Source organism: Nonomuraea thailandensis (assembly GCF_024172165.1).
Classification (GTDB): Bacteria; Actinomycetota; Actinomycetes; order Streptosporangiales; family Streptosporangiaceae; genus Nonomuraea; species Nonomuraea thailandensis.
The window spans coordinates 12121073-12137392 of record NZ_JAMZEB010000002.1; the positions used below are offsets into that span (position 1 = coordinate 12121073).

Below are 16320 nucleotides of genomic sequence, written 5' to 3' on the forward strand. Positions count from 1 at the left end.
CATCGGGCTTGCGTATCAGACTGAGAATTTCTTGATCTATCACTCCAATATTCGGCAAATATTCCCTCGGGGATGACCATGAATGACTTTGATCTCAACGAGTTCGTAAGCCTGGAAGAACAGATTTTGCGAACTCGGGAGATCCTTTGGAAGATGCCCTCTGCGCGACGATTCATTCAGGAGCTCGACGCGGAGGCCGAGCAAGCCGGCGAAACCTACATCAGCATGTTCGACTATCTACTCGAGGTCGTTGCCGAAGTATTTATGCCAGCGGTGGAGGACGATGACGAGGACGTGATTAACTCCTTCCTCGGCATCTGCGAAGAGCTTCTCAGTATGAACAGCAGCCTTCTCAGGGAAAGTGTCGACGATCTCGTGGCGAAGCTGCTCATTCGAGATTATCCTCATCTGATTCCACAGAGCGGCCCGCAGCTGCGGAAACTCATCGTCACTCATTAAGACGATCCCAAGCTCCCGCCATTCGGCCATCTGCATCACAGAGGTTGAAAGTCTGAGGTGTCATCGCGCGGTTGCCTGCTCGGGGTGGCGTTCGGGTGCATGCCAGAAGGATGCGTTATCCGGATGGCGGCGGTCTTACCCCGGCGGCGCGAGCCAGGCGTGAACAGGTGCGCTTGGAGGCTACCGGTCTGTCGCCGCGGGCATTGCGCCTGCCGACAATTACATCCGCCCAGGTCGTGGCCCTGCGAGGGCTTTGTGTGAAGTACGCGAGCTTCGCTCCCTCGGGAGACGGCAGCGCGTACGGCAGGATGATCGGTTGTGCTCCTTCGCCTGGCTTATCTGACCGTCACGAACGCATTCGCCGCGCTGCGGTTGCTGTCCATGGGCGGCCGAGACAAGGACGTGGAGATCCACGCCCTGCGTCACCAGATCACCGTCCTTGAACGCCAACTCAGCGCCGCCCCAGAGTGAGGTTCGCACCCGAGGATCGAGCCTTCCTGGCCGCGCTCCTGACCTCGCTGCCCCGGGAAGTCCTGCGCCGGCTGCGGCTTCTCGTCCGGCCGGATGCCGTGCTGCGCCGGCATTCGCGATCTGATGAGACGGCGTCATGCCCGTACCTGACGGCCGAAGCGACGTGGGCGCCCGCCCACGGTCCGCTCCATCCGCGCTCTTATCCTGCGTCTGGTTCGGGAGAACCCGAGCTGGGGCTATCGGCGGGTGCATGGAGAACTGACCACGCTCGGCATCAAGGTTGCGCCGTCCACGGTGTGGGAGATCCTCAAGCAGGAAGGTCTCGATCCGGCGCCCGAGCGGGCCTCCACCACATGGGACGACTTCCTGCGCTCGCAAGCCGACGCCCTGCCGGCCGCCCATTTCATCGAGACCATCACCCTGAACGGGCAGCGCCAGTACATCCTGGCCGTCATCGAACACGCCACCAGGCGCATCCGTGTGCTCGGCACCACCGCGCACCCGAGCGCGAGCTGGGTCATCCAGGCGATCAGGAATCTCGTGATGGATCTGCACGATGCGAACTGCCGGGCGCGCTTTCTGATCCGAGATCGGGATGGGAAGTTCCCCGCCCTCATGGACGAGATTCTCGCCGAGGCCGGCATCAAGACGGTGCTCACCGGTATTCCGATGCCGCGCATGAAACTCGATCATGGAGCGGTGGGTGCAGTCATGCTGCCACGAGCTTCTCGACCGCTGCCTGCTCTGGAGCGAACACCACCTACGCCACGCCCTGCGCGAGTACGAACACTTCTACAACCAGCACTAAGAGCGCCTAACAGAATGATCTTTGTTGTGCTTTGATCTCTCGCTGTAGCCGAGCGGGAGGAGAGCGGGTGGCCAGGCTGAAGCCGTGGGAGGTCAGCGACGAGCTGTGGGCGGTGATCGAGCCGTTGTTGCCGCAGCGTCAGCGGCGGTTCCGGCATCCGGGACGCAAGCGGCTGGATGACCGGCTGGCGCTGCAGGGCATCTTGTTCGTGCTGCACACCGGGATCGCTTGGGAGCACCTGCCGCAGGAACTCGGCTACGGCTCGGGCATGACGTGCTGGCGGCGGCTGGCCGAGTGGAACGCCTCCGGCGTGTGGCAGCGGCTGCACGAGATACTGCTCGATCGGCTGCGGGCCGCCGACGTGCTCGACTTCTCCCGCGCCGCGGTGGACTCCTCGCAGATCAGAGCGTTAAAAGGGGGGCGCAGACCGGCCCATCCCCGGTCGATCGAGGGCGGGCCGGCAGCAAGCACCACCTGATCACCGAGGCCACCGGCATCCCGTTGGCCGTCATCTTGACCGGCGCCAACCGCAACGACGTCACCCAGCTGCGCCCGCTGCTGGAGGCCATCCCGAAGGTGCGCGGCAAGCGCGGCCGGCCTCGCCAGCGTCCCGACGTGGTGCTCGCCGACCGCGGCTACGACCACGACAAGTACCGCGCCCTGGTGCGCGAGCTGCAGATCCGCCCGCTGATCGCCCGACGCGGCACCGAGCACGGCTCCGGCCTGGGCAAGCAGCGATGGGTCGTCGAGCAGACCTTCGCCCTGCTGCACGCCTTCCGTCGCCTGCGCATCCGCTGGGAAGTCCGCGCCGACATCCACGAAGCCTTCCTCAAGCTGGCCTGCGCACTTATCTGCTGGCGGCGCCTCACTTCATTGCGTTAGGCGCTCTAAGCCCATCAAGCCCTGGGTCAAGCAGCGCCGCTGCGTCCCATCCCGGACCCGATCACGGACCCCGAGCGAATCATCGACCTGAACATACGCCGACGAGACCGGCTCGGCGGCGTCCTAACGAGGACTCACAAGCGGCTTGAAATGCATGGATGGAATTTTCGGCAGGCGCAGTGGTGCACGTTCTTAACGGTATCCGCGGCAAGGTTCGTCATCGCCGAGGAGACCTTCCAGGAACACCGATTATGCGAGACCGATACCCCAAATCCGATCAAATCGGAATGGTCAAGGCCGCGCAATCACGCCGTGGGTTGCTCGATAGTTGCTCTTCGGCTAACAGCACCCTAAAACACCAAGCGACATTTTTGGATATTTTGGGCACGGGCATTTCTGTACGGAGCGATGCGTTGGGCACATTGCGTTAGCATCCGGCACAAGAGCCACTGACTCTTAATCAGCGGGTCCGGGGTTCGAGTCCCTGGCGGCGCACCCAGCGATCGGGCACCCTCGGTGAGGGTGCCCGATGTCGTTTCACCTCACGTGCGAGGTCCGATCCCTTCCAGGGTGAACTTCCTGTTCCACTCCTTCACCCACGTGGGGCCGAAGCCGTCCGTGTCGTTGAGCGGCGTGGCCCGCGCGTCGAAGCGGCCGGTGGCCGGGTCGAAGGCGAGCTCGGCGGACGTGGCCCTCTTCACGTTGTAGGAGTCGAAGTCCGGGTTGAAGGTCTTGTTGCTCAGCCCGCCCGCGTCGTCGGTGTAGGCGAAGTCGCCCGTGCCGATGCTCACCGAGCGAGTCAGCACGTTGTTCGCCGGGACGTACACCGAGTTCGGATTGCTCCACACGTACTCGTCGGTGCACTCCGTGGCGCCGACCGAGGTGCACGCCCGGCCCTGGGAGTCCACGGGGACGTACCAGTCGCGGATGTTCGGGTACTGCCTGGCGTAACGGCGGTGCCACTTCTCGACGTTCTTGCGCGTGTTGGTGAATCCGGTGCCGTCGCCGACCTTCAGCATGTCGTTGAAGCGCTCGACCACGACCTTCTGGTTGGCCACCGGCAGCCGCTTGCCGCCCTCGTGGTAGAGCTTGTCGTGGCCGATGTACTTGACGTCCTTGAACACGTTGTCCGAGGCCACGTTGCTGTGACCGGACTGGTAGAACAGGCCGTGCTGGACGTTGTCGAAGACGTTGTGGTGGACGACCATGCCGGTCATCCCGTCGTCCATGTAGATAGCCTGGTTGCCGTCCGCGCCGATGTCCTTGAACAGGTTGTAGGCCACCACGTTGTTCAGGTACGTGTAGTCCCGGCCCGCATAGATCACCCCCTGGTCCGAGGCGTGCGTCACGAGACGCTCGAACCTGTTGTGGCTGATCTCCATGTCGTTGCCCATGATCTGGACGGCCATGTGCGGCGCGTCATGGACGTGGTTGTGCCGGAAGGTGTTGCCGACGCCGTACATGTAGCCGGCGGGCGTGTACGTGGCCAGCTTCGAGAAGTCGTAGATCTCGTTGTGCTCGACCACGTGGCCGCCGCGTTCGAGCGAGTCGCGCTCGCCTCCGGCCGTGAAGACGCCGCCGCCGCCCAGGTCGTGCAGCCTGCTGTTGACGACGCGGTTGCGGTGGCCGCCCCTGCTGGTGCGGTATTCGGCGATGGCCGTGATCGCGTCGTTGGCCTGGCCGATCGCGACCGCGTCCATGCTGACGTTGAGGATCTCCAGGCCGTCGATGGTGCACGACTCCGCGTCCAGCAGGCGCACGCCGGTGCCCGTCGTGCCGTTCAGCTTCAGGCCCCTGAGGGTGACGTTCCTGACGTTCTCCAAGGTGAAGAACGGGGCGTCGAAGGAGGTGAGGCTGATCTCCTTGCCCTCGACGGTGCCGCCCGGCGGGTAGTAGTAGAGCGTGTCGTGGCCCTGGTGGCGGTCGATGTAGTACTCGCCCTCGGCGTCCAGTTCGCTCAGCACGTTCTGGGCGACGAACGACGACCACTTGTCGGTGGCGACGTACATGGTCGGGTAACCGGTCCCGATGTCGCCGCCGGCGGCCGACTCGATGCGCAGGCGGTCGTTGGCGTAGTTGTTGCCGAAGTAGCCGGACAGCCAGCCGTCGGTCTCGTAGGCGGTGTTGTCGGCGCCGGCCGGTACGGCCCACTTCTCGTAGCGGGCGGCCAGCTCCGGGTCCTTGACCGTGTAGACGGGGCCGGGGAGCTTGAGCATGTCCTCGTACGGCATGGTCGTGCCGTCGGCGGTCTTGTCGGAGAAGTAGTCGCGGGCGCCCTTGGGGGCCACCTTCACGGTGAGGTGGGTGCGGTCGAGCTTCGCGTCACCGTTGGGATACTGCGCGAGCGTCTGCGTGACGTCGTCGGTGATCAGCGCGGGGGCGAAGGGCTGCGGTTTCCAGTTGAAGCCGTTCTTGTTGAGGGTTCCGGCGGGGATGTTCTGCGCGCCCAAGTCGTAGACGAAGACGTGGGGGGCGGCGGCGGCAGGGACGCGGGACTTCGACGACCACTTGGCCTCGCCCGCCGGGACGTCGCCGAGCCTGCGGAACAGGTCCGGCGCGAGGGTGGTGACCCCGGCCAGCTCCACCTGCTCGCCGGGGTAGGCGGCGTAGGTGACGTACGACTGCTCCGCGCCGGTCACCTCGATCGTCCTGGACGTCTGGTACACGCCTTCGCGGATGTAGACGGTCCCGGGGGAGCGCGCGCTCGTCCTGCCCGCGAGTGCGTCGCGCGCGCGTTCAATCGTGGCGAACGGGGCTTTCTCCGTCCCGGCCGCGTTGTCGTCACCGTTCTTGGCGACGTACACGACGTTCTGGGCGGGTGGGGTGGCGGCGGCGGGGCACGCTCCGACACCGGTCGCCAGAGCCGCTGCCAGCAGGGGGATCATCGCTTTTCTTGGCATGCTGAAGCAGACCTCGCGGGGTGTAATCGATACAATATTACAGGCGGTCAGAAAGTCACTTCTGTGGCACCGTAACGTCGGCGGCGTCAGAGTTCAATGGTTTGAACGGCATCATGGGCCCGCTCGCCGCGGGGGCGCGATGCGCTACGTGCGGGAGCGGGGCCTGCGCAGGCGGAGGCCGACGGCGGCGGCGAGCATGATCGCGAGGCCGGTCAGCATCAGTGCCCGCCCGTCGGGGCCCGCCATCCCGCCGGCGCCCGTGTCGACCCCGCCGGACGGAACGTCGGCGGAGGTGGTCGTGGCGGTGCTGTCGGGCTCGCTGCCGCCACCGTTGGTGTCGTCCTCGGCGCCGGGAGTGGTGGCGCTGCCGGAGGGGTCGGGGCTGCCGGAGGGGTCGGGGCTGCTGGTGGAGCCGTCGGCGCCGGTGACGGTGAGCGGGTACTCCGGCCCCGAGCTCTTCAGCTCGCACTCGACGAGGCGGTCCTGGGGCGTCAGGCCGAAGTTGACGGAGGCCGCGCGCACCGTGCCGCTGCCGGACTTTCGCGGGGTGGTCGTCATCGTGGCCGTCGGGGGGATCGAGACGGGCTCGCCGGGGATGACCGTGCCGAGCTCGGCGACGCCGGTGGCCGAGGTCAGGTCGTCGATGCCGCTGATCCCGGCGTACACGTACATGTTCAGCTCGCCCTCCATGCCCGTGGCGGGGGCCACCAGCTCCTTGCCCGTGACGAACACGCCGCTCCACCCGATCGTCAGCTGCTGCCCCACGGTCGCCTGCGCGGGCACGGTCAGCTCGACGTCGAGGCCGACCTCCTGCTTCTCGCCCGTGGAGGCGGTGGTGCACTCGTACGTCACGGGGGCGGCCGCCGCGGCCGGTGCGGCGGCGAACGGGAGGATCGTGGCGGCGGCTAAGACGGCCAGGTGGACACGCACGGCGACTCTCCCTTGAGCGGACGGTGCCATGAAGGATGGTATCGGCGCCGCCTGAAGTGGCGAAAAATTCGGAAGCTTCCCAGCTTGCCGAGTGATAGGAAGAACAGCCATGACATCAGGTGTTCGACTCCTGCGCAACGACCAGCTCACGCAGCAGGTCGACTACGCATACGCCGCCACCGTGGACGCCCCCGTACGCTCGATCTGGGTCGCGGGCGCCTGCCCCCTCGACCTCGACGGCAGGACGGTCGCCGTCGGCGACTACGCCGGCCAGGCCCACCAGGTGATGCGCAACCTCGTCACGGCCCTCGAAGGCGCGGGGGCCTCACTGACCGACGTCGTCAAGACCACCGTGTACGTGGCCTCCACTCGGCAGAGCGACCTGGTGACGGCGTGGCAGGTGTACCGGGAGTACATGGGGGAGCACGACGTCCCGAGCACGCTGCTCGGCGTCACCGTGCTCGGCTACTCCGACCAGCTCGTCGAGGTCGAGGCCGTGGCGGTGCTCGCTCGTTCATGACCGGGGCCGAAGTTTGCCCGCTGAGCTGTACGCTGAGTAATGCGCCTGCCACACTTCGCTCATGAGTATGTTTCGGTCGGCTGAAGGTCTGCCCGATCACGGGTGCGGCGCGCTCGGCAGGGTGGCGCATGGAGCGCTGACGGCACCGCTCGACTCCTCAAGGGAAGAGCCCGGCCGGCCCCGGCTCTTCCTCGGCTATAACACGCTGCCGGATCCGCCGTTCCCGCTGGCGGGGTTCATCGAGTACGAGATGGATCCCAGGATGGCGGAGCGCGACCTCGCCTCCGTGCTGCGGTTCCTGGCCGAGTCCTTCCGGGCGGAGCCGGTGCCGCCGGAGGGCACGTACGACGACGCCTACCGGCGCAGCGCGGCCGCCATGCGGGTGGACGCCATGGTGATGGTCTTCTCGGGCCGGGCCTTCAGCCCCGACCAGAGCCCGCCCGCCCGCGCCCTGCTGGAGAACCTCGTCGAGGGCTACTACCGCGAGGGCGACGCGGAGGCGTGCGCGGGCGCGCGGCGGGCGCTGGTGGGGCTGGGGGTGGATCGGCGGAACGGCCGGGTGATCCTGATGGCCGAGCGGGGTTCCGAAGGCGAGCACGCCCTGCCGCGGCGGGTGGGAGAGTCCCCGGAGGGAACGCTGTACGACCTGCTGGGCGAGCTGCTGGACGCCCAGTACCGATGGACGCGCGCGGCGTTCGGGGTCTGAGCGGCGCCCCGGCTAGGGTGCCGTTATGTCGTTCATCGTCACCACCGGCGCCACCGGGCGGCTGGGCGGCCGGGTCGCCGCGCTGCTCGCCGCCGCCGGTGCCGAGCAGCGGCTCGTCTCCCGGCACGCCGGCCGCGCCCCGCGCCTCGACCGCGCCACGGCCGCCGCCGCCTCCTACGGGGATCGCGAGGCGATGGGGCAGGCGCTCGACGGGGCCTCGACCGTGCTGTTCGTGTCGGCGTCGGAGAGCGCCGACCGCCTGGGCCAGCACCGTACGTTCGTCGACGCCGCCCGCGACGCCCGCGTCTCCCACCTCGTGTACGTCTCGTTCTACGGCGCGGCCCCGGAGGCGACCTTCACGCTGGCGCGCGACCACTGGGCGACCGAGCAGTACATCCGCGACAGCGGCCTGACCTTCACCTTCCTGCGCGACAACCTGTACGCCGACTTCCTGCCCGGCATGGCGGGCAACGACGGCGTGATCAGGGGGCCGGCCGGGCAGGGGCGGGTGGCGGCCGTGGCGCAGGACGACATCGCGCTGGCGGCGGCCGACGTGCTGCTGGCGCCGCAGGAGCACGAAGGGGTCACCTACCACCTGACCGGGCCGCAGGCGCTGACGCTGGACGAGGTCGCGGCCACGATCAGCGCGGCGACGGGGCGGGACGTCACCTATCACGCCGAGACGGTGCCGGAGGCGTATGCGTCCCGCGAGATCTACGGCGCGCCGGGGTGGCAGGTGGAGGCGTGGGTGTCCACGTACCTCGCGATCGCGGCCGGGGAGCTCGAAGCAGTCACAGGCGACATTCCCGCGCTCACCGGTCGTCCGGCCACCAGCTTCGCGGAACTCCTCGCAAAAGAGTCATACTCCTAATTTGTCGCGATTTCTTCCTCGGATGATTCGCTGCGTGAAATGCGGGCCTGGCGGTAATCTGCATGGCTTGTTCGACGGGCCGACGCGGCCGGCACGCCCGCGACCTCCGGCACGCCCGAGACCTCCGGCACGCCCGAGACCTCCGGCATCGTCAGCGGCGACGACCCGTGCGCCACCTCCGGGCGGCGGGTGTCCGTTCCGGACGCCGATCCCGCCGGCACCGTCGCCGTCAGCGTCCCGATCACCGTGACCGGCTCTCCGGGGCGCGAGGTGCGTGGCCGGCTGGATGATGGTCGACGCGTCAGGGACGCACTCTTTTTCCCGGACAATCGGTAAGCCGCCGAAAAATGGAAATATGTGGCTGGATGTCGAGGTTATTTCCGCGAAATCCTAGACGGCGAACACCTGCGAGTCGTCGGCGAACGCCTTGAACTCCAGCGCGTTCCCCGCCGGGTCCAGCAGGAACATCGTCCACTGCTCGCCGGGCTGCCCCTCGAAGCGCAGGTACGGCTCGATGACGAACGCGGTGCCCGCCGCGCGGAACCGGTCGGCCAGCTTGTGAAATTCCGGAATTGTCAGGATCAGCCCGAAGTGCGGGACCGGCACGTCGTGGCCGTCCACCGGGTTGTGCACCCGCTCGGCGCGGGCCGGAGCGAGGTGGGTGACGAACTGGTGGCCGTGCAGGTTCCAGTCGATCCAGCGCTCGGAGCTGCGGCCCTGGGCGCAGCCGATCAGGTCGCCGTAGAAGTGGCGGGCGGCGTCCAGGTCGTCCACGGGGACGGCGAGGTGGAAACGGGGGAGTTCCATGCGAGGTCCTTCCGTATCGGTGATCACTCCAGTACCCGGGAGTCCGCCCCCGTACGCCGTCCGGCCCGTCACCAGCCCTGGTCGAAGTCGCAGATGTCCACCGTGATGCTCCTGCGGCTGGGGTTGGGGGTGACGACCTCGAACACCACCCGGTACGTGCCGCCCTGCTTCCAGGTGATCGACGGGAGGAGGGGCTTGGTGGCGGAGGTGCCCTGCTGCCTGCCCTGGTTCCGGCCGTTGACCAGCCAGCGGTAGCTGTAGGTGCCGGAGGCGGTGACCCTGGCCCAGATGTTGGTGTCGGATCGCCAGCAGTCGCCGACCCTGATGCCCTCGTAGGTGAAGGCCACCGACTGCACCCCGCCGGTGGCGGGCCTGGTGGTGGCGGGCTTGGAGGTGGCGGGCCTGGTGGTCGCCGGTCTGGTGGTCGCCGGTCCGGTCGTCGCCGGCGTCCGGGTGGGCTCCGTGGTGGGGGCCTTCGTGCGTACGGTGGTGGGCGTCGGCGTCTTGCCGGGGCGCAGGGGTTTGGCCGACTTCTTCGCCTTGCCGGCCGGGTGAGGGGTGGTGGGGGTGGCGTCCGTGGTGGTGATCGCGGCGGTGCTGGTGCCGTTGCCGGGCGAGGCGGGCAGCAGGACCCACGCCGCCGCCGCGCCCTTGGTCACGAGGACCGCCGTCCCACCGGCCAGGAGCCCGGTGATCAGCCGGCCGCGTGCGGACCCGCGGACGGGGCCGGTGGGGGCATGGGAGATCGGCCCGCGGCCGTTCCAGGCTGGAGGCTCCTGCGCGGACTCGGCGGAGAACCCGCCGCCACGCGGCGGACCGCCTGGAACGTGCATGTGGCCTGGGCCGCGTGGGACGTGCGCCTCGCCTGCACCGTCCGGAAAGTGCGCCTGGCGCTGACCGCTCTGGGCGGGGGCGCCGATGAGGCGGAAGAGGACGTCCTGCATGGCGGGGCGGGTGGCGGGGTTCTTGGCCAGGCAGGCGTACACGATCGACCGCAGCGGCTCCGGCACGCCCTCCAGGCGCGGCTCCTCGTACTGGATCCTCCTGAGCACCGCGGGCAGCGAGTCGTTGCCGAACGGCGGCGCGCCGGTGGCCGCGTACACCATCACCGACCCCCACGCGAACACGTCCACCGCCGGCCCGGCGGGCGCGCCCAGGAACTGCTCGGGCGCCATGTACGCGGGCGTCCCCACGATCGTGCTGGTACGGGTCACCGCGTCGTCCACGGCCCGGGCGATGCCGAAGTCGATGACGCGTGGCCCGTCGCGGCCGAGCAGCACGTTCGCGGGCTTGAAGTCGCGGTGCACGACCCCGGCCCGGTGGACGGCGGCCAGCGCGGTGGCCGTGGCGACGGCCAGGCGTTGCAGGTCCGCCCCGGTGTGCACGCCGGCCTTGGCGAGGGAGGGGCCCTCGACGTACTCGGTCACGATGTACGGCCGCCCGCCCAGCGAGGCGTCCACCACCTGCGCGATGCAGAACGGCTCCACCCGCCGCGCGGCGGCGATCTCCTTCGCGAACCGCCCGTCACCGGCCACCCCGTCGCGCAGCACCTTGATGGCGACCCGCGTGCCGTCCGGGGCCACACCCAGGTACACCACTCCCTGGCCGCCCTCCCCGAGCAGCTCGACCACCCGGTACGGGCCGATGGCCTGGGGTGTCATGAGTAGTCGTCCAGGGAGCACATCTCGACCGAGACGCTCTTGCTGGTGGCGGAGGGCGAGGTGACGCGCAGGGTGATCGTGTGGCTGCCCGCGTCCAGCATGTACTGGCCGGCCGTGACGAACGCCGTGTAGCCGTCCTCGGGAACCCAGGATCTGCGGCTCTCCACGGTCCTGCCGTCCACGACCCAGGCGTAGGAGACCCAGACGCCGGGCCGGGTCGACTCCACGTTGGTCTGGAAGTGGATCGGCGGCATGTAGCAGCCGTCGGCGTCCGACTGGCCGGGGCCGCCGAACAGCTCGATCTCCAGGATGCTGGCCTTGGCGCCGGTGGCCGGCTTCCTGGTGGTCCGGGTGGGGGTGGGGGTCTTCGCGGCCGTCGTCGGCGTGGTCTTCGGGGTGCTCGTGGGAGTGGGTGTCCGCGTGGGTCTCCGGGTCTTGCGGGCGGTCCTGCGCGGGCTCGGCGTCGCGGGGCGGCCCGTGGGGTCCTTCGTGGGGGTGGCCGACGGGCTCCGGGTGGCGGACGAGCCGGGGGAGACGGCGGCGAGCGACTCGGCGCCCGGCTCACCCGTCCACGGACTCAGCCAGACGAGCCCGCCGACCAGCGCCACCACCATGATCACGGCCATGCCGACGGCCATCGGCGCACCGACCCGCCCCAACGCCCCCCGCGAGGCCCGCCGCCCCCTCCTGTTCACGGGTCCCGCGCCGGGCATCGGTCCCGCGCCGGGCATCGGTCCCGCGCCGGGCATCGGTCCTGCGCCGGGCATCGGTCCTGCGCCGGGCATCGGTCCTGCGCCGGGCCCCGGGTACGGTCCGGGCCTCCGGCCGGCGTGCGGTCCAGGCGTGCTCATCGGCCCGGGAGGGAACCCGGCGCCCTGCCCCGGCGCCGCGTTCGGGCCGCTCAGCAGTCGCAGGAGCACGTCGCGCATGCTCGGCCGCCGGTGCGGGTCCTTGGCCAGGCACGCGTACACGACCGGCCGCAGCGGCTGGGCCAGCTCGCCGAGCTGAGGTTCGTTGTGCAGGATGCGGTTGATGATCGCGGGCAACGTGTCCTGCCCGAACGGCGGCGTCCCCGTGCCCGCCCACACCATGACGGACGCCCACGCGAACACGTCCGCCGCCGGACCCACGGCCTGCCCCGCGAGCTGCTCGGGCGCCATGTAGGCGGGCGTCCCCACGACGCCACTGGTGTGCGTGACGCCCTCGTCCACGGCCCGGGCGATGCCGAAGTCGATGACGCGCGGCCCACCAGGCCCGAGCAGCACGTTCGCGGGCTTGAAGTCGCGGTGCACGATGCCCGCCTGGTGGATGGCCGCCAGCGCGGTGGCCGTGGCGACGGCCAGGCGTTGCAGGTCCGCCCCGGTGTGCCGGCCGGCCTGCTGGAGGGACGGCCCTTCGACGTACTCGGTCACGATGTACGGCCGCGGCCCGCTCAGCGAGGCGTCGAGCACCTGCGCGATGCAGAACGGCTCCACCCGCCGGGCCGCCTCGATCTCCTTGGCCAGCCGCTCCCCGAACCCCGCCCGCCCCTCACGCAGCACCTTGACCGCCACCGCCCGCCCGTCGGGCGCCTGGCCGAGGTAGACGGTGCCCTGCCCGCCGGAGCCGAGCCGGCCGAGCAGCCGATAAGCCCCCGCCGCCGCCGGGTCGTCCTCCCGCAGCGGTTCCATGTGCGCCATGAGAGAAGTGACTCCTGGGACGGGTGCGGTGGATCTTACGTACGATAGCGACCCGAATCAGGATTTGTAGTGAAGTCGAGTACTTGTCCGAAATCCTCCCGGCAGTCCGGCAGCGAGGAGCCGAAAGTGCGCCTGACCACGGACGCCGAGCTGGAGCAGTCGACGGTGGTCGCCAACAACCTCATGAACCGCGAACGCCGCCTGCCCGCCTACAACCGGGAGCTCGGCATCGATGTCCCGGCCCTCCTGCGCCGCGCCTCGGCCACCGGGCCCGCCCGCTGGCTCGACCTGTGCTGCGGCGCCGCGTACGCCCTCGGCGAGGCCACCCACCTCCTCGGCCGCCACGCCGAGATCGTCGGCGCCTGGAGGACGGCTCTCCCGCCGGCCGCCGCCTCACCTCCGCCCTCCGCTCGCAGGGCCTGACGTACGACGCCCGTACGAGAAGAATCCGCTGCACCGGCCCCCGCACCCTCGACCTCCCCTACCGCTACCTCGGCGCCGACGACCAGGCCGGCCCGAACTACACCGGCCAGCCCGCCGTCGACTCCTACTACGCGCCGGAAAAACCGGTCGCCGCCCGGCGTACCGGCGACCTATCGTGACCTCCGTCAGCCCCGGATCGAGGAGGCCCGCCATGCACCGCGACGAGATGTCCTTTTGAGCCGATCAGCAAGCGCCGCAGGGGGTTCCCTCTAGCGAGACGCACGTCAAGCGCGGCGACCGTGGCACCGGCCGCGGCAAGGAGCTGATCGAGAAGCTCGGCGGCAACGACCCGTGCCCCTGCGGCTCCGGGCGCCGCTTTCCGCCGCTGCTGCCGCCCCACCGGCCGGTACGACGACACCCTCGGCCACTACTACGTCCGTGACCGGCCGTGAGCCGATTCCGTCGGTGGCTCCTGGCAAGGTGGCACCCTCGGCCCGCGCCCCCTCCCGCAGGGGCGCGGGCCGCGGAGCCACGAGCCGGAAGGGGTGCCGACATCTTCCCGCCGGGTGCGCGTCCGGGCGGGCCGGCTGCGGGAAGGGGGTGCTGGGGCGGGCGGGGAAGAGGTGGTCACCTCGGGCGGATCTTGAGGATCGTCCGCTTGCTTCCCAGCGGCGTCATCTCGACGTGGGCGTCGGCCGTGCTGACGGATCCCGAGCCGCCCACGTAACCGTGCACCCCGCCGTCGCTGTCGGCCGTGGCGAAGTACAGCGTCTGCCTGGCGATCTGCTGCACGTGGAACGCCTGGATGTCGTACCTGGCGGCGAACCGGATCGTGTCCCGCCCTTCACCTCGACCTCGCACCGGAGGTTCCGGCACGCCGAGAGCTTCCGCCCGTCCGCGGCCTTCGCGACCTTGGGGCTGGCGGAGGCCGAAGCGAAGGCCGAAGCCGAGGTCGAGGACGCGGGGGATGAGGACGCCCCCGACCAGCGCCGCACTGTACCGGGAGGAAAGCGTGAGATGCATGGCCTCGTTCTCCTGCGCATCGATGGGAGCACCGCCTGTCACGGCGAACCCTGTCAGCACGAGCGCGGGACCCTTCCCGGACACCTCTATATATAAGGAGAAATGACGACATGCTGCATGTGCTGCTCGTCCGCTGCACCGCCCCGCCCGGCGAGGTGACCCCGCACGTGCCGGGTCACGTGGCCTACCTGGAGCGGAGGGCTCGCGCGCTGCTCACCAGGAGCGGGCGGTGACCCGGGGCAGCGACACGGCCACGATCAGGCCGCCGCCCTCCCGGGGCCGCGCCCGCACGTCGCCGCCGTGGGCCACGGCCACCGACCGCACGATCGACAGTCCGAGCCCGGCACTGGTGCCGGTCACGGCGCGCTCGCCCGCCAGCCGGTGGAACGGCTTGAACAGCAGCGGCACGTCGTACGGTGGCACGGCCGGCCCGGTGTTGCTGACCTCCACCTCCACCTTGTCCCCCGACACGGTACGGCTGACGACCCGCACCCACCCGGTGCCGTCGTCGAGGTTGTAGCGGATGCCGTTCTCCACCAGGTTGTGCACGAGCCGTTCGAGCAGCAGCGCGTCGCCGGTGGTGGGGGCGGGGGCGACGACCTCGTACACGGTGATCTTGGCGTCGGCGGCCTGGCCGGCGGCCTGGGCGGCCACGTGGGTGACGATGTCGGCCAGGTCCACGGGCGAGCGGTCGGCGACCTCCTGCTCGGACCTGGCGAGCAGCAGCAGGCCGCTGATCAGGCGTTCGTGGCGGGCGTTGATCTCCAGCAGGCTCTCACCCAGCTCCTTGACGTCGTGGGAGGCCGTACGGCGGTGCATGGCCAGCTCGACCAGCGCCCGGTTGAGCGTCAGCGGCGTGCGCAGCTCGTGGGAGGCGTTGGCCACGAAGCGGCGCTGCCCGTCGAAGGAGTGGTCGAGCCGCTCCACCATGGTGTCGAACGTGTCGGCCAGGTCCTTGACCTCGTCCGCGGGCCCGCGCAGCGCGATCCGCTCGTGCAGGCCGCGCTCGGCCATGGGGGCGGCGGCGATCTTGCGGGCGGTCTCGGTGACCAGGTGCAGCGGGGCCAGCACACGGCCGGCCACCCACCAGCCCAGGGCCACCGCCGCGCCGCCGACCACGACGAGCGCGATGGCCCCCTGGGTGAGCAGGGAGGTCACGGCGGCGTCGCGCAGCTCCTGCTGCTGCCGCCACAGCCACTCGACCGCGGCGTCGCCGTACAGCATGACGCCGTCCTGCTTGATGAAGAGCTGCTTGGAGCGGCCGGGCTCCATGGGGGCGGCGTACCGGTCGTCGAAGGTCTGCGCGAGCTGCTGGTTGAACAGCAGGTACGTGGCGCCGAGCAGCACCAGCCCGGCCAGGAGGAAGACGGCCCCGTACACCAGCGTGAGCCGTAGCCGCAGCGTGGGCCGCACGCGGCTGCGCAGTGACGACGGCAGGAGGTTCACGCGATCCGGTACCCCACTCCCGCCACGGTCTCCACGACCGGCGGGTCGGCCAGCTTGCGGCGCAGCTTGAGTATGGTGAGCCGGACCGCTCCGGTGAACGGGTCGGCGTTCTCGTCCCACGCCTTCTCCAGGAGCTGCTCGGCGGAGACGACGTTGCCGCCGGCCCGCAGCAGCTCGGCCAGGACGGCGAACTCCTTCTTCGACAGCGGGACGAACCGCCCGTTCCTGAACACCTCCCGCCGCGCGGGGTCGAGCGTGATCCCGGCCCGCCGCAGCACGGGCGGCGCGGCGGGCCGCGAGCGCCGCCCCAGCGCCAGCACCCTGGCGGCCAGCTCGGGGAAGGCGAACGGCTTGGTCAGGTAGTCGTCGGCCCCCATGGACAGGCCGGTCACCCGGTCGTCGAGCTGCGCGGCTGCGGTGAGCATCAGCACCCGCGCGTCGCACTCCGAGGCCACCATCTCCCGGCAGACCTCGTCGCCGTGCACGCGCGGCAGGTCCCGGTCCAGCACGACCACGTCGTAGTCGTTGACCGCGATCCGCTCCAGCGCCGCCTCGCCGTCGTGCGCCAGATCGACCGCGTGCGTCTCCTCGCGCAGCCACTCGGCAATCGCGTCGGCGAGCATCGGCTCGTCCTCAACCACCAGCACCCGCATCGCGCACCTCAGGTCTTCCATCCGCTTACAGAGCCGAGTGTGACGGAGGCGGCATTTGCTCCGAATAAGCCCGGGCAACGC

At 69.7% G+C, this 16320-nt stretch carries 19 protein-coding genes and 1 tRNA gene; 11 read left to right on the plus strand and 9 right to left on the minus strand.

What is annotated here, in order from left to right:
* Positions 1–72: 72 nt before the first annotated feature.
* The 5 genes from HD597_RS60470 (at position 73) to HD597_RS60490 (ending at position 3115) form a co-directional block, all read left to right on the plus strand.
* On the plus strand, positions 73–459 hold the full coding sequence (locus tag HD597_RS60470) for a hypothetical protein (RefSeq protein WP_253758179.1): 387 nt from the start codon (positions 73–75) through the stop codon (positions 457–459).
* Positions 460–777: 318 nt separating this feature from the next.
* Positions 778–930, plus strand: a complete 153-nt coding sequence (locus HD597_RS60475) for a hypothetical protein (RefSeq protein WP_253758181.1) — start codon at positions 778–780, stop codon at positions 928–930.
* A gap of 246 nt (positions 931–1176) precedes the next feature.
* Positions 1177–1773, plus strand: coding sequence for a hypothetical protein (locus tag HD597_RS60480; protein WP_253758183.1), 597 nt, complete (start codon positions 1177–1179; stop codon positions 1771–1773).
* Positions 1774–1805: 32 nt separating this feature from the next.
* A protein-coding gene (locus HD597_RS60485) for an IS5 family transposase (RefSeq protein WP_372513611.1) occupies positions 1806–2620 on the plus strand; the annotation gives its coding sequence in 2 pieces (ribosomal slippage) (positions 1806–2160 and positions 2160–2620; 816 coding nt in all).
* 424 nt (positions 2621–3044) lie between these two features.
* Positions 3045–3115: transfer RNA gene (locus tag HD597_RS60490), tRNA-Lys, on the plus strand.
* 47 nt (positions 3116–3162) lie between these two features.
* Here the strand turns inward: HD597_RS60490 and HD597_RS60495 are convergent.
* Positions 3163–5505: a right-handed parallel beta-helix repeat-containing protein gene (locus tag HD597_RS60495; RefSeq protein WP_253758185.1), complete on the minus strand. Its 2343-nt coding sequence runs from the start codon at positions 5503–5505 to the stop codon at positions 3163–3165.
* 159 nt (positions 5506–5664) lie between these two features.
* A complete protein-coding gene (locus HD597_RS60500) occupies positions 5665–6450 on the minus strand; it encodes a hypothetical protein (RefSeq protein WP_253758187.1) in 786 nt (261 codons plus the stop codon).
* A 109-nt stretch (positions 6451–6559) separates the two neighbouring features.
* On the opposite strand from HD597_RS60500, the gene HD597_RS60505 reads away from it, so the two are divergent.
* From HD597_RS60505 to HD597_RS60515, 3 genes are all read left to right on the plus strand, one after another.
* Positions 6560–6970, plus strand: coding sequence for a RidA family protein (locus tag HD597_RS60505; RefSeq protein ID WP_253758189.1), 411 nt, complete (start codon positions 6560–6562; stop codon positions 6968–6970).
* Positions 6971–7031: 61 nt separating this feature from the next.
* Positions 7032–7676 carry a hypothetical protein gene (locus HD597_RS60510; RefSeq protein WP_253758191.1) on the plus strand — a complete coding sequence of 215 codons (645 nt, stop codon included), beginning with the start codon at positions 7032–7034 and terminating at the stop codon, positions 7674–7676.
* 25 nt (positions 7677–7701) lie between these two features.
* Positions 7702–8547, plus strand: a complete 846-nt coding sequence (locus HD597_RS60515) for an SDR family oxidoreductase (protein ID WP_253758193.1) — start codon at positions 7702–7704, stop codon at positions 8545–8547.
* Here HD597_RS60515 and HD597_RS60520 read toward each other — a convergent pair.
* The 4 genes from HD597_RS60520 to HD597_RS60535 form a co-directional block, all read right to left on the minus strand.
* Positions 8544–8792 carry a hypothetical protein gene (locus tag HD597_RS60520; protein ID WP_253758195.1) on the minus strand — a complete coding sequence of 83 codons (249 nt, stop codon included), beginning with the start codon at positions 8790–8792 and terminating at the stop codon, positions 8544–8546. The two genes, HD597_RS60515 and HD597_RS60520, sit on opposite strands and share 4 nt — an antisense overlap.
* Before the next feature lie 145 nt (positions 8793–8937).
* Positions 8938–9354 carry a VOC family protein gene (locus HD597_RS60525; protein ID WP_253758197.1) on the minus strand — a complete coding sequence of 139 codons (417 nt, stop codon included), beginning with the start codon at positions 9352–9354 and terminating at the stop codon, positions 8938–8940.
* A gap of 68 nt (positions 9355–9422) precedes the next feature.
* Positions 9423–11015 (minus strand): serine/threonine protein kinase, encoded by a 1593-nt coding sequence (locus HD597_RS60530; RefSeq protein WP_253758199.1) that lies wholly within the window; start codon positions 11013–11015, stop codon positions 9423–9425.
* A complete protein-coding gene (locus HD597_RS60535; RefSeq protein ID WP_253758201.1) occupies positions 11012–12694 on the minus strand; it encodes a serine/threonine-protein kinase in 1683 nt (560 codons plus the stop codon). The genes HD597_RS60530 and HD597_RS60535 overlap by 4 nt, the downstream gene beginning before the upstream one ends.
* A 126-nt stretch (positions 12695–12820) precedes the next feature.
* Between HD597_RS60535 and HD597_RS60540 the strand changes: the two genes are divergently transcribed.
* Positions 12821–13117, plus strand: a complete 297-nt coding sequence (locus tag HD597_RS60540) for a hypothetical protein (protein WP_253758203.1) — start codon at positions 12821–12823, stop codon at positions 13115–13117.
* A 325-nt stretch (positions 13118–13442) separates the two neighbouring features.
* A complete protein-coding gene (locus HD597_RS67145; protein ID WP_372513656.1) occupies positions 13443–13559 on the plus strand; it encodes an SEC-C metal-binding domain-containing protein in 117 nt (38 codons plus the stop codon).
* A 185-nt stretch (positions 13560–13744) separates the two neighbouring features.
* Here HD597_RS67145 and HD597_RS60545 read toward each other — a convergent pair whose 3' ends face one another.
* A complete protein-coding gene (locus tag HD597_RS60545; protein ID WP_253758205.1) occupies positions 13745–13978 on the minus strand; it encodes a hypothetical protein in 234 nt (77 codons plus the stop codon).
* 272 nt (positions 13979–14250) lie between these two features.
* Here HD597_RS60545 and HD597_RS65570 point away from each other — a divergent pair, with 272 nt between their 5' ends.
* On the plus strand, positions 14251–14373 hold the full coding sequence (locus HD597_RS65570; RefSeq protein ID WP_276083312.1) for a hypothetical protein: 123 nt from the start codon (positions 14251–14253) through the stop codon (positions 14371–14373).
* On the opposite strand, the gene HD597_RS60550 is transcribed toward HD597_RS65570, so the two are convergent.
* Together HD597_RS60550 and HD597_RS60555 are read right to left on the minus strand one after the other, a co-directional pair.
* Positions 14354–15586 (minus strand): sensor histidine kinase, encoded by a 1233-nt coding sequence (locus HD597_RS60550; RefSeq protein WP_253758207.1) that lies wholly within the window; start codon positions 15584–15586, stop codon positions 14354–14356. The genes HD597_RS65570 and HD597_RS60550 overlap by 20 nt on opposite strands.
* Complete coding sequence (locus HD597_RS60555) at positions 15583–16239, minus strand: response regulator transcription factor (RefSeq protein WP_185101472.1); 657 nt, start codon at positions 16237–16239, stop codon at positions 15583–15585. Before HD597_RS60555 ends, HD597_RS60550 begins: the two co-directional genes overlap by 4 nt.
* Positions 16240–16320 lie beyond the last annotated feature (81 nt).

Bases quoted from the DNA above. Each gene is read 5' to 3' on its own strand.
- HD597_RS60510 (WP_253758191.1), top strand. From the start codon at position 7,032: ATGAGTATGTTTCGGTCGGCTGAAGGTCTGCCCGATCACGGGTGCGGC.
- HD597_RS60505 (WP_253758189.1), top strand. From the start codon at position 6,560: ATGACATCAGGTGTTCGACTCCTGCGCAACGACCAGCTCACGCAGCAG.
- HD597_RS60530 (WP_253758199.1), bottom strand. From the start codon at position 11,015: ATGACACCCCAGGCCATCGGCCCGTACCGGGTGGTCGAGCTGCTCGGG.
- HD597_RS60515 (WP_253758193.1), top strand. From the start codon at position 7,702: ATGTCGTTCATCGTCACCACCGGCGCCACCGGGCGGCTGGGCGGCCGG.
- HD597_RS60525 (WP_253758197.1), bottom strand. From the start codon at position 9,354: ATGGAACTCCCCCGTTTCCACCTCGCCGTCCCCGTGGACGACCTGGAC.
- HD597_RS65570 (WP_276083312.1), top strand. From the start codon at position 14,251: ATGCTGCATGTGCTGCTCGTCCGCTGCACCGCCCCGCCCGGCGAGGTG.
- HD597_RS60470 (WP_253758179.1), top strand. From the start codon at position 73: ATGACCATGAATGACTTTGATCTCAACGAGTTCGTAAGCCTGGAAGAA.
- HD597_RS60495 (WP_253758185.1), bottom strand. From the start codon at position 5,505: ATGATCCCCCTGCTGGCAGCGGCTCTGGCGACCGGTGTCGGAGCGTGC.
- HD597_RS60535 (WP_253758201.1), bottom strand. From the start codon at position 12,694: ATGGCGCACATGGAACCGCTGCGGGAGGACGACCCGGCGGCGGCGGGG.
- HD597_RS60555 (WP_185101472.1), bottom strand. From the start codon at position 16,239: ATGCGGGTGCTGGTGGTTGAGGACGAGCCGATGCTCGCCGACGCGATT.